Origin of the sequence: Paenibacillus luteus (genome assembly GCF_006542765.1) — a bacterium.
Classification (GTDB): Bacteria; Bacillota; Bacilli; order Paenibacillales; family Paenibacillaceae; genus Pristimantibacillus; species Pristimantibacillus luteus.
This window is the reverse complement of sequence record NZ_SKCD01000001.1, coordinates 31,809-48,251: the sequence shown is the minus strand read 5'-3', so window position 1 is coordinate 48,251 and position 16,443 is coordinate 31,809. Positions and strand designations below refer to the sequence as shown.

General features: G+C 47.4%; 13 protein-coding genes and 1 other annotated feature. Of the genes, 11 read left to right on the top strand and 2 right to left on the bottom strand.

Annotated features, from left to right (window positions below; all coding sequences use genetic code 11):
• Window positions 1-13: 13 nt before the first annotated feature.
• Window positions 14-856 carry a carbohydrate ABC transporter permease gene (locus E0496_RS00195; protein ID WP_141499627.1) on the top strand — a complete coding sequence of 281 codons (843 nt, stop codon included), beginning with the start codon at window positions 14-16 and terminating at the stop codon, window positions 854-856.
• Here E0496_RS00195 and E0496_RS00190 read toward each other — a convergent pair.
• Window positions 853-2,151, bottom strand: a complete 1,299-nt coding sequence (locus E0496_RS00190) for a DUF3895 domain-containing protein (RefSeq protein ID WP_141499626.1) — start codon at window positions 2,149-2,151, stop codon at window positions 853-855. The genes E0496_RS00195 and E0496_RS00190 overlap by 4 nt on opposite strands.
• A gap of 342 nt (window positions 2,152-2,493) precedes the next feature.
• Between E0496_RS00190 and E0496_RS00185 the strand changes: the two genes are divergently transcribed.
• From E0496_RS00185 to E0496_RS00160, 6 genes are all read left to right on the top strand, one after another.
• Complete coding sequence (locus E0496_RS00185; RefSeq protein WP_141499625.1) at window positions 2,494-3,156, top strand: pentapeptide repeat-containing protein; 663 nt, start codon at window positions 2,494-2,496, stop codon at window positions 3,154-3,156.
• 328 nt (window positions 3,157-3,484) lie between these two features.
• A complete protein-coding gene (locus E0496_RS00180; protein ID WP_141499624.1) occupies window positions 3,485-7,201 on the top strand; it encodes an S-layer homology domain-containing protein in 3,717 nt (1,238 codons plus the stop codon).
• Between the two features lie 708 nt (window positions 7,202-7,909).
• Window positions 7,910-9,307 (top strand): threonine synthase, encoded by a 1,398-nt coding sequence (thrC, locus tag E0496_RS00175; RefSeq protein ID WP_141499623.1) that lies wholly within the window; start codon window positions 7,910-7,912, stop codon window positions 9,305-9,307.
• A gap of 147 nt (window positions 9,308-9,454) precedes the next feature.
• Window positions 9,455-10,114 (top strand): DUF4085 family protein, encoded by a 660-nt coding sequence (locus E0496_RS00170; protein WP_141499622.1) that lies wholly within the window; start codon window positions 9,455-9,457, stop codon window positions 10,112-10,114.
• 79 nt (window positions 10,115-10,193) lie between these two features.
• Window positions 10,194-10,649 carry a DUF5412 family protein gene (locus E0496_RS00165; protein WP_141499621.1) on the top strand — a complete coding sequence of 152 codons (456 nt, stop codon included), beginning with the start codon at window positions 10,194-10,196 and terminating at the stop codon, window positions 10,647-10,649.
• 105 nt (window positions 10,650-10,754) lie between these two features.
• The gene (locus E0496_RS00160) at window positions 10,755-11,000 is read left to right on the top strand and encodes a hypothetical protein (protein WP_141499620.1); all 246 of its coding nucleotides are present in this window, start codon (window positions 10,755-10,757) and stop codon (window positions 10,998-11,000) included.
• Between the two features lie 45 nt (window positions 11,001-11,045).
• Here the strand turns inward: E0496_RS00160 and E0496_RS00155 are convergent, their stop codons facing one another.
• The gene (locus E0496_RS00155) at window positions 11,046-11,852 is read right to left on the bottom strand and encodes a hypothetical protein (protein WP_141499619.1); all 807 of its coding nucleotides are present in this window, start codon (window positions 11,850-11,852) and stop codon (window positions 11,046-11,048) included.
• A 99-nt stretch (window positions 11,853-11,951) separates the two neighbouring features.
• On the opposite strand from E0496_RS00155, the gene E0496_RS00150 reads away from it, so the two are divergent.
• From E0496_RS00150 to E0496_RS00135, 4 genes are all read left to right on the top strand, one after another.
• Window positions 11,952-12,494: a GNAT family N-acetyltransferase gene (locus E0496_RS00150; RefSeq protein ID WP_141499618.1), complete on the top strand. Its 543-nt coding sequence runs from the start codon at window positions 11,952-11,954 to the stop codon at window positions 12,492-12,494.
• Between the two features lie 25 nt (window positions 12,495-12,519).
• Window positions 12,520-12,993 carry an SRPBCC family protein gene (locus tag E0496_RS00145; protein WP_141499617.1) on the top strand — a complete coding sequence of 158 codons (474 nt, stop codon included), beginning with the start codon at window positions 12,520-12,522 and terminating at the stop codon, window positions 12,991-12,993.
• Window positions 12,994-13,069: 76 nt separating this feature from the next.
• Window positions 13,070-13,324, top strand: a binding site (T-box leader).
• 82 nt (window positions 13,325-13,406) lie between these two features.
• Entirely contained in the window at window positions 13,407-15,092 is a 1,686-nt protein-coding gene (locus E0496_RS00140; RefSeq protein ID WP_141499616.1) for a glutamine--tRNA ligase/YqeY domain fusion protein, read from the top strand.
• A gap of 263 nt (window positions 15,093-15,355) precedes the next feature.
• Window positions 15,356-16,426, top strand: a complete 1,071-nt coding sequence (locus E0496_RS00135; RefSeq protein WP_141499615.1) for a hypothetical protein — start codon at window positions 15,356-15,358, stop codon at window positions 16,424-16,426.
• The last annotated feature ends 17 nt before the right edge of the window (window positions 16,427-16,443 follow it).

Below are 16,443 nucleotides of genomic sequence, written 5' to 3'. Positions count from 1 at the left end.
GAGGTGGACAGAAATGACGTGGATGATGAAGTTAAGGAAAAGCAACCCAGGTATGCCTATCTTTTTGTGGCTGTACGCGATATTGTCCGTATACCCGCTCGTGTGGATGATCTTTTATTCCTTGAAAAATAATGATGAGATTTTTGTTACGAACCCGTTTGGTCCGCCTATGCATTTGCGGTTCGAAAATTACGTAGAAGCATGGTCCAAATATAATGTACCCGTTTATTTCATGAACAGTTTGCTCGTTGCGGTAGCTACTGTTGCAGGAGCGATCCTGCTTGCGGTCATGTTCTCGTATGCGGCTGCGCGGCTGCGCTGGCGGTTCAGCAAGATTGCTCATACGTATATTCTCGTAGGCATGTTTATTCCGATCCAAGTCATTATGATTCCACTGGCCATTTTGGTGAGAGACTTGAATTTAGCGAATACTTACGGTGCGTTAATTATTCCGTATATCGCTTTTAATATTTCTTTCGCATCTATGGTGTTCTATGGCTTCTTCCGGAGCATTCCGATTGAGATGGAGGAATCGGCTTGTATTGACGGAGCGAGTATTTACCGAACGTTCTTCAGCATCATGCTGCCGATTATTAAGCCTGCACTAGCGACGATGGTTATCTTTATTTTTCTAAACTCCTGGAATGAATTCACGATGGCCGTAATCTTAATTACGAAAGAATCCTTAAAGACGCTGCCGCTTGGTTTGCTGTTCTTCCAAGGGCAATTCACGACGGATTGGGGCGCTATGGGAGCAGCGATGACCATTGCCAGCTTGCCCACGGTATTGATTTACATTCTGTTTAGCGAACAGGTTGAAAATGCGCTTACCGTAGGCTCGGCTGTAAAAGGCTAATGCTGGTCTTTGCTATTCGAATAAACGCGGTCCTCGGAGTTTCCGTTTACGAGCTCGCATAAGCCTGAGGCCGCCAGCTTGTCCAGATAGGCCGCGACGCCGATGTATATGGCGGGTTTGCCTGTAGACATTCGCACATCCGCAGTAAGCTTCTGCTCGATCATGAAATTAGAGATGGCGAGTGTGCTGATACGTCCGTATTTCAAAGCATCATCGACTACGCGCTGCGCGGATTGCGGCAGGTAGAACGGGCTTGAGGTCTTTGCTTGCGAGCTGCTGAGCTCCGATTCTCGCAATACGGCGGCGCCCAGCTTCTTGCCCTCCTCCTCAAAAGCACGAGCATCGCGAGAAGTTGATGCGGCCGCTGGGGGTTTGGGTGCAGGTTCGTCAAATACGAACGCCCCTTGGCTTTCCTTATCGTCACCGAATACGAACGCTCCCTGACTGTCTTTTGACTCATCGAATACGAAAGCTCCTTGCCCTCCCCCGGTATCCTCAAAGCTGAAGGCGCTTTGGGAAACGCTAGAATGATCAAAGCTGAAGGCACTTTGGGCAACGTCAGAGTCATCAAAGGAAAAAGTTCCTTGTGCTGCCTCTGGCTGGTCAAAGGGACTTCCGTTTTCGTAGACGGGTTCAGGTTCATTGGGTTCAGGCAAGGGTGGCGCATCTTGATCATAGTAGGTTAAAGCGGCTGCCAGCCGTTTTTTTCTGCTTGAGAGATCCAGCTCATGGAGCCTGCTTCGCATGCGGGCAAGCTGCCGATCAAGCAGCGGAAGCTTGGCGTCCATATGCGCCTGAATATCCGCAGGAATCTCGAGTTCAGCAGGCAACGGCAAAAACAAATGCTGATCAAGCCGCCAGCCGTCCCGATATTTGCATAACATTTCATTCAGCTCGCTATCGAGCACATCAAAGCCCTTCATAATATCGGAAATCGCTTTTGCGTCGATGCCCGTATGGAGCTGTAAATGCTCAATGCCGAAATAACGGACGGTATTCGTTGGCAAATGAAGCACTTGATGCTGATAGCGCAAGGAGCGCCCGCATTCGCATTTCGTATGGGGCGACACCTCGCCGCTGTCTGTAAAGCCGATATAGTCCCATTCCTCTATGAAAGCGGCAATGTCCTCAAATTGAGCATCCTCGGGAATGAACTGGCATTTTTTTCTCGCAAGCTGCCTGGCAAACAACGTTCTTCTGCCCCTAACAAGCTCATGATGCAGGAAATGCCGCTGTTCCTCCGTCAGAGTCCCCATGATATGATCGCGCTGCTCCAGCGTGATATCGTATTTCATCTTGCACCTCGATTCTGTCCAATCACAAAATATTTGCTTAGTTGAATACTGAATACTTTATCTGCTATTTCGGATCAATGATTTGGTTTATGCGGAGAGTTAACCTCCATTTATTCACATTATAGATGGGGAGCGGGAAGAAGTCATTAGTGATATCAAGCCATCACCGATTTGTTTGTCATTTCCCCCGAACGAAGGCAGGAGGGCTTTTATCTCATTTTATGAATTTGAGAGGAATGGGAATGTAAGGTATGATACGAAGTAGAGCATTTCTTACGATTCGCAAAGCTTTCTTTTGACCGCTCAGGCTACTTCATAGATAAAGGCAGGTTAACGAATTCAATGACCAGTAAAAGAGAGAAAATAGAATCTCCCAAAATTCCGGACCAGCTCCAAGCATTAGACGTCCCCGATTATGAGTGGTCGGATGATTATGAAATTAGCGACAGCATCATTCGGGATTGCGGCGTTCATAATCAATCGGCCTATAAGCCTTGCTTCGACCGGGTCGTGTTCAATAATGTGGTATTCCGAGGGACGAGTCTGCGCAAAGCGGAGTTTACCGATGTCCGTTTTGATAATTGCGATTTAGCCAATATAGAGCTAAGCGAGGCAATTATGCACCGCGTTTCCTTTCACAATTGCAAGCTGCTTGGCATGGATATTACAGGAGCGACGCTCCGCAATGTTCGCTTTGATCAATGTATAGCCGATTATGCGGTTCTTCGGTTTGGAAATGCGAAAGGCGTTAAGCTGGAGAAAAGCTCATTTGCCAAAGGAGATCTGTCTAATATGACCATATCCAACTTTTACTTAACGGAGGTGAATATCGATCAAGTACAGCTGTCTCAGACGAAGCTTGGCGGGATTGATATTAGTACCTGTGAGTTTAATGGTCTTGGCGTGTCGCTGGAGGATTTGCGCCGCTGCGTCATATCGCCTGCACAGGCGATCACATTCGCAACGATTTTTGGGCTCGTGGTGAATGACGGTACGCTATCGTAAACCGAAAGTTCAACTGAAGCATGATTTGAAGATGAAAGCCGAACCGCTCAACTGAAGCAAGATTTGAAGATGACACTCGCGGACAGGCGGTTGTCATCTTTTTTTGCTCTCTAATTAAAGTTTAGAAGGAGTGCAATAAACAAACCTCAGTGAACATATCTGTACCGAAATCCCTGAGATTCAAGGCACTGCCTACAGTTCATTGCGGTTGTTATTGTTCAGTTGAAGAGGCGCGGCAACTCCGCTATCATTTGGGGTGACGTTCTACATACAAGGTTGAAAGCGTATTCAGGAATGGGCGATCAACAATTTTAAAGGAGGAGTATCTTTGTTTACAAAAAAGAAATGGTTGTCTATGATGCTTTGCTGTACGCTGCTTGCATCGTTTCTAACCTCGCTAACGCCTGCTTATGCAGCGGACGGCGGAACGACAGCAGCATCAGGCGAATTTACGGAGCAGGAGTTGAAGAATAACGACTATATTCTGTATTTCGTCAATGCAGGTGACACTACGCCTGCTACGGTAGAGAGTGGCGATAAGCTCGGTTTATATAGCTCTGTGACGGAGCAGTTATATGGAGTTGATCCAAAGACGTCAAAGTCATGGGGCTTGGTTACAACCACCACCGGGACGAGCGTTCGTGATGCGACGACAAAGATGGGATCGCTGAGATATTACAATGGTACACAGGTAAGAGACAAGGCGATTGCCTATAACTTCGAGCTGCCTTCAGGCGATTACGATGTGACCTTCGGCTTCAGCAACCCATGGAGCGGGAGAAGCGTGAATCTGCTCCTGGAAGGCAATAACGTATCCAAAGGAGACCTCGATATTGGGGCAGAGGGGGCAGAGAAGATTGTCACCTATCGTAAAATAAGCGTCACAGACGGTCAGCTGAATGTCCGCATCCAAGGGCCGGCATCGGCATCATTGTCTAACTATAATGATCCGCTTATTAACTATTTGATTGTTCGCTTGAATATTACGGTTCCGCTTTCTGATTTGGAGAGTAAGCTTGCGGCAGCCAAAGCGGAGATCGTAAATCCTGACTATACGCCGTATAGCGTGGCTGCACTTAACGCCGTGATTGATGACGGTGAGGCGCTTGCCCAGTCGCTTCGTAACAGTGGCGCGGATATTACGGAGCTTGCGGTTCAAGAGAAGATTATTGCAGCAATTGCAGCCTTGAACAAGGGGATATCAGAGCTTGCGGCGAGTGAGGTATACGATTCCTTCAAGCCGGGAGCGGTATGGAGAGATACGAATGGCGCACTCATCCAGGCGCATGGCGCAGGCATGATGTATGACGAACAGACTGAAACCTACTACTGGTACGGCGAGGATAAAACCTACGGCTATTTGCCGGCCAGAGGCGTACGCGTATATGCATCTAAGGATTTGTACAACTGGGAAGATAAAGGACTTGCACTAACCGCGATTGCGTCTGCGGATTCTTTTGTCAATGACCCGCTTATCTCGGAGTTGTATCTAGGAAGAACGGATCAGGCGGATATTTTGAACGATATTGGTATCGATAGGATTATTGAGCGTCCTAAGGTCATGTATAACGATAAAACAAAAAAATACGTGATGTGGATGCATACCGACGGTCCAAGTGCGACCTCGACGGCGAACTACGCCAAGGCAGAGGCGGGCTACGCGCTTAGCGATTCGCCTATCGGACCGTTTGTCTATCAGGAGAGCCACCGGATGGATCAAGCACCGGCAGGCGCGACAGACAATGGTCAGCCAAGCCAACCAGGTATGGCACGGGATATGACATTGTTTAAGGATGATGACGGTACCGGTTACTTGGTTTATTCAAGTGAAGAGAACCTGACGATGTATATTTCAAAGCTGAACGACTCCTATACGGATGTAGTCGGCTGGCACAAGGATGGAAATGAAGAGCGGGATACCGTTTACAAAGCGGAGCATGGCGTAGATTATGTACGCGTATTTCCGCTAGCGCAGCGCGAGGCGCCAGCACTCTTTAAGTATCAAGGCAAGTACTACATGATCACGTCTGGTGCAACCGGCTGGGATCCGAATGTAGGCAAATACACAGTGGCTGACAACATCATGGGCCCATGGAAGACGATGCGCGACGTTGCGCCGGAGAGCTCGACTACTTTTGGCTCGCAGAGCACTCAGGTTATAACGGTGGATGCGGCAGCAGGTAAGTTTATTTACATGGGAGACCGTTGGAATAAAAACGATTTGGCAAATTCCCGTTATATTTGGCTTCCAATCGAGTTTGGCCAAAATGACGAGATTACTCTTCGTTGGCATGACGAATGGTCGCTCGATTTGCTAGACGGCATGGGAAAGGTAGCGATTAATACTGTGCTTCCTACGAGCACAACCATCGGCAAGGCGCCGGCACTCCCGGCGACAGTCAATGTCACTTTATCCGATGGCACGAAGAAGGATACGCCAATTGCTTGGTCGATGAATGCCTCGTCATTCTTGAAGCCAGGCGTGGTCCGCATTGTCGGTACGCTTACGGAGCTTGCAGGAAAGAAGATTGAGCATCAGCTGTATGTCATTCCGGAAGGCAGCGCTTATTTCGTTAATGCCGGAGGAGCTGAGACATCCGATTATAAGGATATTATTGCTTTGATGGGCGAGGAGAACGTTCTTAACGGAACAGCTATCGACCAAAAGTATGATCCAGCGAGTGGCCAAAGCTGGGGTTATGTCGGTGAAAATACGGACACAGCTGGCACAAGCAGTGGTAATATTTTTACTTCCCTGCGGTATTTGAAGAGCAATTCGGGTAATGACCTGACTTACCGGTTCGATATCGAAAATGGAGATTACGATGTTTATGTGGGTTTGTATGATCCATGGTCCCAATATTCGAACGGTAAGCGAATTGCAGATATTATTGTAAACGGATCGGTCAAGACAACCGGTTATGTTTTCACGGCAGCCAGCGATGTACTGGGTTACCCTGATGTCGCGGTTGATGCCGGCAAGTTGGAGCTGACGGTACACCGTTCGGCGAATGCAGGCGCGTCCAGCTCCGATCCGCAAATCAGCTGGATTATGGTAGCGGAGAAAGCGGGAACCGTCGTTGAGCCGACGCCGAGCCCGTCACCAAGTCCGGAGCCAACACCGACGCCGACGACAAGTCCGTCGCCAAGCCCGGAGCCAACGCCGACGACGAGCCCGTCGCCAAGTCCAGAGCCGACGCCGACGACAAGTCCGTCGCCAAGCCCGGAGCCAACGCCGACGACAAGTCCGTCGCCAAGCTCAGACCCAGAGCCAACGCCGACGACAAGTCCGTCGCCAAGCCCGGACCCAGTGTCGACACCGACAACAAGTCCGTCGCCAAGCCCGGACCCAGTGTCGACACCGACAACAAGTCCGTCGCCAAGCCCGGACCCAGTGTCGACACCGACAACGAATCCAACACCAGGTCCGGCTTCGACGCCGAGCCCGGCGCCAACATCAACTGCAACTGCAACTGCAACTGCAACGCCAAGCCCAACGCCAGAGCCGCTGCCGAGCTTCCCTGATACTGCGGGACACTGGGCAAGCGCAGCGATAAGTAAGCTGGCGGAGAAGGAAATATTGGGAGGGTTCCCGGACGGCAGCTTTATGCCGAACAAGGAAATGAGCAGAGCGGAATTTATGGCCGTCATGTATAGAATGCTTGGTTTGGATAGTTTCGAGAAGAAATCAAGCTTTGGAGATGTGCCGGAAGCTGCTTGGTATAGCAAATATGTAAACGGCTTGTATGAAGCCGGTATCGTTACGGGCTTCCAAGACGGCAGCTTTAAGCCAAACCAAGAGATGACGAGAGAGGAAGCTTTTGTTATTTTGCATAGAGCGCTGAAAGACCAACTGCCAGCAGCTGCAGATGCGACGACATCTTCCTTTAAAGATGAAGCGGGAATATCCAGCTGGGCCAGAGAAGCGATAACTGCGCTAACCGAAGCAGGTATCATTAACGGCTACGAGGATGGAACCTTGCGTCCGAAAGACAAGATTACCCGCGCGGAGATCGCGGCGATTATAGCCGGTTTTGTGAAGTAGTGAATAATTAGTTAAGACTGATTTTTGATGATAGGGGCTATTTCCATAGCAGTCAATACTGCTGAATGGAATAGCCTCTATTGTTTTGCAACGGGAGTAGTCGTCCTCTTTGTGTAAGATGCAAAATTTGTTGGTTACAGCGATTCCCACGGCTATCCTGCACGCCTGCATTAACTTCAACATTATCGGTCTCTTTTCCAAGCTTATCTTGCACAATTGCATGAACTTAACGGATTTCAGCATCGAATCAGTCACAACGAGTGGCCTATGTTGCATGAAATACAGGATAGCTACAGCTCAGTCTCGTTTGCTAGCTCCTATATTGTGAATGTGCAGGATAGCCGGACTAGATAGAGCCAATTGAATGTGCAGGATAGCTACATTAGATAACGCCTATAATGTATTGATACAGGTAGAAATCCAGTAAGTGCTTGCCATCAAGCTGAGGAACATGAGTTGTTTCATCAGGAGATTGGTTATCAGGAATTAGACTATTCCTTGTGCCGCTCTAACGTGTCTGGCATGCTCGAGAAAGCTTAGACGTATTTAAAATTTGAATCAGCCTCGACCAAGGGCTGTCTTTCGTTTATTTTTAGGCGATAAAAATGATATAATGGAGTGAAAAGATTCGATTATTATGGAAAACGATGATATGATTTAAATAACGAAATTGACGATAATTGTGCGCATGTAGGAGGCTATTTACAGATGGAGTACATCAGTACAAGAGGCAATGTTGGCAAACTTGGATTTATTGACGCGTTTATGATGGGCCTAGGCAACGATGGAGGCCTGCTTGTTCCAAGCGAAATTCCAGTTATTTCAGCAGAAACCTTGAAGAAGTGGCAGGAGCTTAGCTATCAGGAGCTTGTGCTTGAAATATTCTCGTATTATACGAACGGCGAGATTCCCGAACAGGATCTGAAGGATATGGTCTACGCGAGCTATTCGACCTTCCGCCATCCGGAAGTGACTCCGGTCCATAAGCTGAAGGATGATCTTTATTTGCTCGAGCTTTTCCATGGCCCGACCTTCGCCTTCAAAGACATTGCCTTGCAATTCATGGGTCAGCTGTACACCTATGTAGCCGCGAAGCAAAAGAAGAAGATCCACATTCTAGGAGCTACTTCGGGGGACACTGGCGCATCTGCGATTGAAGGGGTCAAAGGCAAGGACGGCATCAAAATTTGCATTTTGCATCCGCATGGCAAAGTAAGCAAGGTGCAGGAGCTGCAAATGACGACGGTACAGGAAGACAACGTACTGAACTTGTCCGTAGACGGCAATTTCGACGATTGCCAGCGGATGATCAAGGACTTGTTCGCCGATCTGGACTTTAAAGCGAGCAATCATTTGGCGGCGATCAACTCGATTAACTTCGTGCGGATCTTGGCGCAAACCGTTTATTATTTCTATGCGTACTTCCAAGTTACGAAGCAAACGGATGCGAAGCAAGTGAACTTCAGCGTACCGACAGGCAACTTTGGGGATATCTTTGCTGGTTATTTGGCTAAGCGCATGGGATTGCCGGTAGGCAAGTTGATTTTGGCAACCAACGAAAATAATATTTTGGAGCGCTTTATCCTTGAGGGCGTGTACAAGCCGGGAGATTTCCGCAGCACGTACAGCCCATCGATGGACATCCAAGTGGCAAGCAATTTCGAGCGCTACTTGTATTACGTGCTTGGCGAGGACGCTGCGCAAATTAGCACACTAATGGAGCAGTTCAAAGCCGAAGGCCAAATCGTTATTTCCGGCGAAGCACTCAGCAAAGTGCAAGCAGAATTTGGCGCGCATGGCGTACAAGGGCAAGAGTGCTTGAGCACAATCAAAACCTACGAAGCAGCTAACGGTTACCTGCTCGACCCGCACTCCGCATGCGGCGTAGCAGCGGCTGACAAATACAGCGATGGCAAGGAAATTACGGTGTCGCTTGCAACCGCTCATCCGGCCAAGTTCAACGAAGCTATTGAGCTATGCGGCATTGAGCAGCAATTTCCAGAAAAAATCGCTTCACTATTCAGCAAAGAGCAGCGGCAGACCCGTGTAGACGGATCGCTTGCGGCAGTTGTCAGCGAGTTGGAAGCTTTTTATAACGCGAAGTAATCGATGACCTTGAATGAGAAACTGCAGCAAGAGGGAGAAATCCTTCAGCTGCAGTTTTTTTGTGTTGCTCAAATGGATATGGTAAATTTATAATATATTTTCCAATTCATACGATACCATTCTATTAAGTTTACGGAGGCAGCAGATTTGAATTATTTCACAATCGAACGCTATAAAGAAATGCAGGTTAGAGGTTACTTAGTCTTTCCAGAAACGGAAAAGGACTGGTTGGAAAACTTGGCATGGTACGAAGCGGAAGGCATTGATATTGCTTCGATAAACAAGGAAGAGTTAGAGCAACGCAAGCATGATTTGCTTACCTTTCTGCCGGAGTTCTTCCATCCCTACATCCATGATGGCACACTTAAATCCAGCTACCCATCCGAAGAGCTCAGAGCGATTGCTCAGCAATGGAACGAAGATTATAATACTCGGACGAAGGAAGTTGGGCTGGAATACCGAAGCGCTTATTCGCAGACCAAAGCTTTGCTTCCGGAGAGCGCGGTGCAGCTGCATGAGAAAACGTTGCATGATGCAAATGTGAAATCATTCGAGCGCCCGTCGCCGGATACGTTGATCCTGATATTGGACTGCAGCGGTTGCTACCATTATTTCACTGATGTGAGAATCACGTTCTCTGGCGTTAAACTACACCAAATCTCTGATCAACTCGTTGGTGCATACTGGCTATACGACGAAATATACGCCGCTGAGAATGGCTTCGAGCTGCATGTACTTCTTGATTCCACATTGTCGGAGCTGACACTTACGGCTGAAGCGGTCACCATTGAGGTGCTGCCGTGTTAACATCCATATAGAAGCAGTTGAAAAATAAGAATTTCATCCTCTTGAATTTGATGGGATTTCCTGAAAGGTGATGTTGAACATGAAAAATTTATTGGTAGTTATTTCTGCATTAGTAATTTGTATTTTCTCATTTCTAGTGTATAAAAATCTAAGCTACGAATTTGAATTTGAAAAGGGAATTAAAGATAAAGAGCTAGTCTCACCTTCTGGGGACTATACAGCGCAGGTTTATTATCATTATTACGGTGGTGCTGCTGGAGGTGTAAATGTATATGTAAACATTATTTCTCACACTGAGAACAATGCTGAAAGTACTGTATATTATAGTGACGCAAAATCAGATTTTCATATCGATTGGACCGAGAACAACAAGCTATATGTTAAAAATGCGAGCGGAGCTGAGGATCGAAGTATAACCCTGGCCATAGGTAAAGATATCTACGATGAGACCGGAAATGCTTGTTCCAAATATAAGATCAGTAAGAAGTATTCTTGTTACAGTAAAAAATCTAAAAACATTCCTATGGTCAATTAGAACGGGACAAATTCCAGCTAAAGCATCACCATTCTATACTCGTCCTTATAAATATAAAATCAAGGAAACGAACCTGATCTCTATATCTAGGAGGGACATATAATCGTGAACGACAAGTTTGATAGGAAGAAATGGCGAAGCGTTCGTGCTCGGGGCAGGACGCTATATGCGATACGATGGATCTTATATTTCCTGCTGTTTTACGCGGTTCTTCAATCGGGATTGTTCTTCTTTAGCGATAAGAAAATAGATCTAACAGGTCTAGCTGCTATACTTGCGATCTCTTTCGTAATGGGCATTGCTGCTTCTATCATCAAATGGATTGAATATGAGCGGAAATATAAAGCGTAATAGTGCGGGCAATAGCTAAATAGACGGGCCCTTTGAGCAATTGACTTATGGATCAACAATTAATAGTTTATTATCCGTAATAAATTTCATGCCAGGATGGGCGCTGTAAATGACCGTGTAATCGGAAACGGCACTGCTTCCCTCAAATTCATCCCACGCATTAAAGATCAGGAACGGTATATCGTAATTGTAACCCAACTCCAACTGGAGCTGAAAGTAATAACGCTGCGTGCCTTCCACTTCCAAAATAAATCCGGGATTGCGTTGTTCACCATACTTGGCTTGCAACCATTTACGGTTGATTTCCAGCTCCATCCCGTTCCAGCGATAGTTTTGCGAATCGGTGCCGCTTAACACGAGGTTCCCGGGACTGGCACTATAGTTGCCATTAGGAGTTGGTGTGGCTTCAGCTTCGTAGAGATGAAAGTTCAGCTCCGAAAACTCATTGTGGATTCGTTTGGCCTTAACGATCGTTTTAGTCGAATCATTGACTTTATAGCTGATGAGGTAAGTGTAGAACGGCGAAAACTCGTCGGCTTCGTCAGTAGCGAGTATTAACCTTTCCAAAGTGCCGTTGTTCTCCCGTATCCCATTTACTTCTCCATACCTCATATAAAGTGAAGGGCCGTTCGCGTTTTCGATAAAGACAGTCTCTCTCTCGCGGGGCCCAAGGGAAAAAGGATCAAGAGAACTAAGCACGTATATGGCTATAATAACGATAACCATAAGAAATATAGCGGCCGGGACGGCAAGAATTAATACAGCATGTACCAGGCAAGATTTTTGTTTTTGCGAATTTTCATTTACAGTATTCATATCATTCCCCCATTGAGCCGTTATGCCGTCGGTCATCACCCCGACTCTTTGTTAACGCTATCAAATGTTTCTTTTTATTTATATATTATACTAAAGACCCACGAAATGGATATCTAGAATAAGAGGTGATTTTACATGCGTATTCTATCTCTAACGGAAGACAACAAGATTATGCAAGAAGAGGCTGCACGATTGCTGCTCGAAGGTTTTGCTCATGCTTGGAATGACTGGAACGAATGCCTGCTTGAAGTAGAGGAGTCGTTGCTGGAGGATCGAATTAGTAGAGTAGCTGTGCATGAGAATGGACAGGTCGTCGGCTGGATTGCAGGAGCAAGCAATTACGGAGGAAACGTATGGGATTTGCATCCGCTAGTTGTTCATAAGGACTATCAAGGCCAAGGGATCGGCAGAGCTTTGGTTGCGGATTTTGAAAGCTGTGTGAGTGAAAAAGGCGGCATGACGATATTTCTCGGAACCGACGATGAGGACAATGGAACGTCGCTCTATGGACAGGAGCTTTATCCTGATGTGCTGGAGAACCTAAAGCAGATTCAAAACCGAAATCATCACCCGTTTGGCTTTTACGAGAAAGCAGGTTTCACCGTTGTAGGGGTATTGCCGGACGCGAATGGCTTTGGAAAACCGGATATTTTCATGGCGAAGCGCGTAGCTAAATGAGATAAAGCGTAGAAGGAGGATGGCTATGTCAGCAGTGATAGAGACAGTTGGTACAGGCTTTCGCGTTCGGCTCGAGCGTCGACTCGAGCATGCCGTGAAGGAGGTTTGGTCGTGGCTGACCGAGAACGATAAGCTTTCGAGATGGTTCCCTGAGCTGCGGGTCGAAAACCTGCGAGAGGGCGGCTTGATCATGTTCGATATGCAAAACGGTACGTTTGAGCAGATGGAGATTACAAAGCTTATCTCGCTTTCCGTATTGGAATATACGTGGGACGAGGATCGGGTCCGTTTTGAGCTATATCCGGACCATAATGGCTGCCGCTTGGTATTTACCGAGGAGCTGAACCGGGTGACAGAGCATACGCCAAGGGATATCGCAGGTTGGGATGTCTGTCTGGACGTTATTGAAGCGTTGATGAACGGCCGAGAGATCGTTTCGCGGAAGGACATCTGGCAAAGCAAATATGAGCGTTATGCTAAGGTTTTTAAAGAGCTATAAAGCAATATTACTTGATCATCCCTGCGTATGCCGATTTACAAAAGGGCATAGTATTTGTTAACATAGATAAAATATCAAAAAGGCGATGACGAGAAGAGTAAATAAAGCCATTCCTGCACAGAGAGCCCCGGCAGCTGAAAAAGGGCAAGGCATGCTTTGTTGAAACAAGTCTCTGAGCATCACACCGGAACCTGCGAATAGGGGATGCTGTGACGGGAGCTCCTGTTATAGAGCTAGAGTATAAGCATCCATTGGTGCCGTACTTGAAGAGGTTCATATGGCGACATATGAACGAATCTGGGGTGGCACCGCGAAAAGCTTCGTCCCCAAGACGCAATGTCTTGGGGGTGAAGCTTTTTTGTTTTTTCGCAGGAAGTCAGCGGGAAGGTTCCGACTAATAAGGAGGTTGTGCCATGAGCAGTGAACGGGAAGCGAATAGGGAACATTTTTTGGATAAAATCATTCAAGAGGATCTTCAAGCGGGTGTGTTTGGCCGTGGCATGTGCACGAGATTTCCGCCCGAGCCTAACGGTTATCTTCATATCGGCAGCGCCTATGCAATTCATACAAACTATACGATTGCCAAAAAATACAAGGGGCGGTTTCATTTGCGGTTTGACGATACGAATCCTTTAAAGGAAGATATCGAGTATGTGAAGGCGATTATCGAGGATATGAACTGGCTGGGCTACAGCCCCGGCAGCCACATTTATTACGGCTCCGATTATTCGGAAGAGATCTATGAGGCAGCGATTACGCTGATCAAGAAAGGAAAAGCGTATGTATGTGAGCTGTCGCCAGAGGCGATGACCGAATATCGCGGCACGCTTACCGAACCGGGCACAGACAGCCCCTACCGTAATCGTTCCGTAGACGAGAATCTAGAGCTGTTCAGCCGGATGAAAAACGGAGATGAACTAGCCGGCTCCAAGGTGCTGCGTGCCAAAATTGATATGAAATCGCCGAATATTACGTTAAGGGATCCCGTGATTTACCGAATTATTCATGCGGAGCATTACCGTACCGGAAATACTTGGTGCATTTATCCAATGTATGATTTTGCCCATCCGATCCAGGATGCAATTGAAGGCATTACCTATTCGTTGTGCTCGATTGAATTTAAGGACCATCGTCCTTTATACGAATGGGTCATGCGTGAGCTGGACATTGCAGAGCCTCCAAAGCAAAGGGAATTCGGAAGATTGAATCTGACGGGCGTCGTCACGAGCAAACGCTACTTGCGGCAGTTGGTTGAAGGCGGCTTCGTGGATGGTTGGGATGATCCCAGATTGCCTACGATTCGGGGGCTCAGAAGAAGAGGCATTACCCCTGAGAGCATTCGGAAGTTTACTGAGGAAATCGGGATGATTCGGGCGCAAAGCTCAGTGGATATCGCTATGCTGGAGCATGCCGTAAGGCAGGACTTGAAGCCGAAGGTCAAAGGGATTATGGCCGTTATCCGGCCGCTGAAGGTGGTCATCACCAATTACTCGGAGGGGCAAACGGAGCTGCTCATGATCGCTAACAGCAGTGAAAACGATGCGCTGGGCAAACGGGAGGTCCCTTTCTCCAGAACCCTCTATATCGAAAAAGATGATTTCATGGAGCATCCCGTCAAAGGTTTCCACAGGCTGGCGCCCGGCTCGGAGGTTCGGCTCATCGGAGCCTATTTCATTACCTGCGAAGCGGTTGTCAAGGATCAAGGGACGGGAGAGATAACCGAGCTTCGCTGTACCTACGACCCAGAGACCAAAAGCGGCTCCGGATTCACTGGCCGGAAAGTAAAAGGCACGATTCATTGGGTGTCGGCGGCGCATGCGGTGAGAGCGGATGTGCATTTGTATGAAAGCTTGCTGCTTGCCGATGAAGAGGCACCAAAGGATGGCAGCGAAACCGCATGGAATAACGTTTTGAATCCAAACTCGTTGATTGTGGCCAAGGATTGCTTGCTTGAGCCGTTTGCCGTCAGACCTCAGAAGGAGGATAAAATCCAGTTCGTGCGGCATGGTTATTTTTGCGTGGACCATCGGCATACGACGGAGGAGAAGCTGGTATTCAATCGTATTGTTCCTTTAAAAGATACATGGGCGAAAAAATAAGGACCGTACGATCGGAGACGGGCGGCGGCTTGGCAAGCAACCCTCATCAAATTCCGAAAGACATATTCCGATAAGGATATGTCTTTTTATAAATTTATTAGTTTGTTAGCTTATACAAAGCTTATATTTTACCGTCAAAGCTACTTCAACGTCTAAAGGGCACCGAGGGTGTTTTTGCTTGGTTGAGCAACCGGAAGGGGAAGTGGTAAAATCATACAAGGAAGCGCGGAATTTGAAATCGTTATGAGATGAGGGGGAGTATGATGAATTTAACAAAAATGCGTTCGTTGCTGCCCGTGATCCTCCTCCTATCCCTGCTCCTGCCGGCTGCGGCTCATGCAAATGGAGGACCGCTTTATTATCCGGCTGACGGCTACGGTTTGCTGCGAATGGACGAACATTCTAATATTAGCTTAGTTCGAGAGAGGGTTATGTATACGGTCTCTAAAGGGCCCAATGACCATGGAAGCCGTGCGGAAGTAAGCGTGGAATATGAGCTGCATAATCGAAATAACGCTAATAAGGACGTTGAGGTTTTGTTTCTGACGCCATCTCGAGAATCATTAACCGTAACCGAAGGCAATGAGCTCATCCCAACGAGCCTGGCGCCTGAATTGCGGCCGATAAACTGGAAGCCTCTAGTGAAAAATACAGTCATAGAGCCTTTAAGCGGCAAGGAATTAACCCTATCCCACTATGGAGATGGTCATAGCCAGGCACTAGGAACACGGTTTCCCTTATCTTTCAAAGAGGGGGAGACCAAAAATATCGTTGTTCGTTATGTGGAGCAAGGAGGGATGTATGAGAAGGGCGTGATTCAGACGATCTATTCCCACTTGTACTATTTAACGCCAGCTGAATTTTGGGAAGGGGAGCCGCAGGTCGAGTTGGAAGTGAAGTTATATGTGCCAGACAGCAAGCTGCATTCGAATTTGCCGATGGAGCAAACGGGGCCAGCCACGTATAAAGCGACTTTCAGCACGCTGCCTAGCGAAGACTGGTATTTTTCGTACATCGTTCCGAAACGGCTCCTCTTTCCAACGAATATGGAGATGGATCACAATCTGATGGTGCTTGGATCAGTTGTATTGATGTCTGCGATAGCGGCAGCGCTTGCACTTTATTTGCGGAAAAGCTACCTGTTCACCATTAGTTCTATTGGAATTTTGTCGTTTACGATCTTTTATATATCCAAATTAGGCGGTTATCCGTTTAACTTTATTTTTGTTACCTTTATCGATCTTTTGGTGGCGGCAGGGCTCCTGATATGCCAGATTTGGATCTGGAAGAGAAATAAACGCTATCGCCAGATTTCGTTAAAAGATGACAAGTGAGCCGCTTTCTTTTAAAA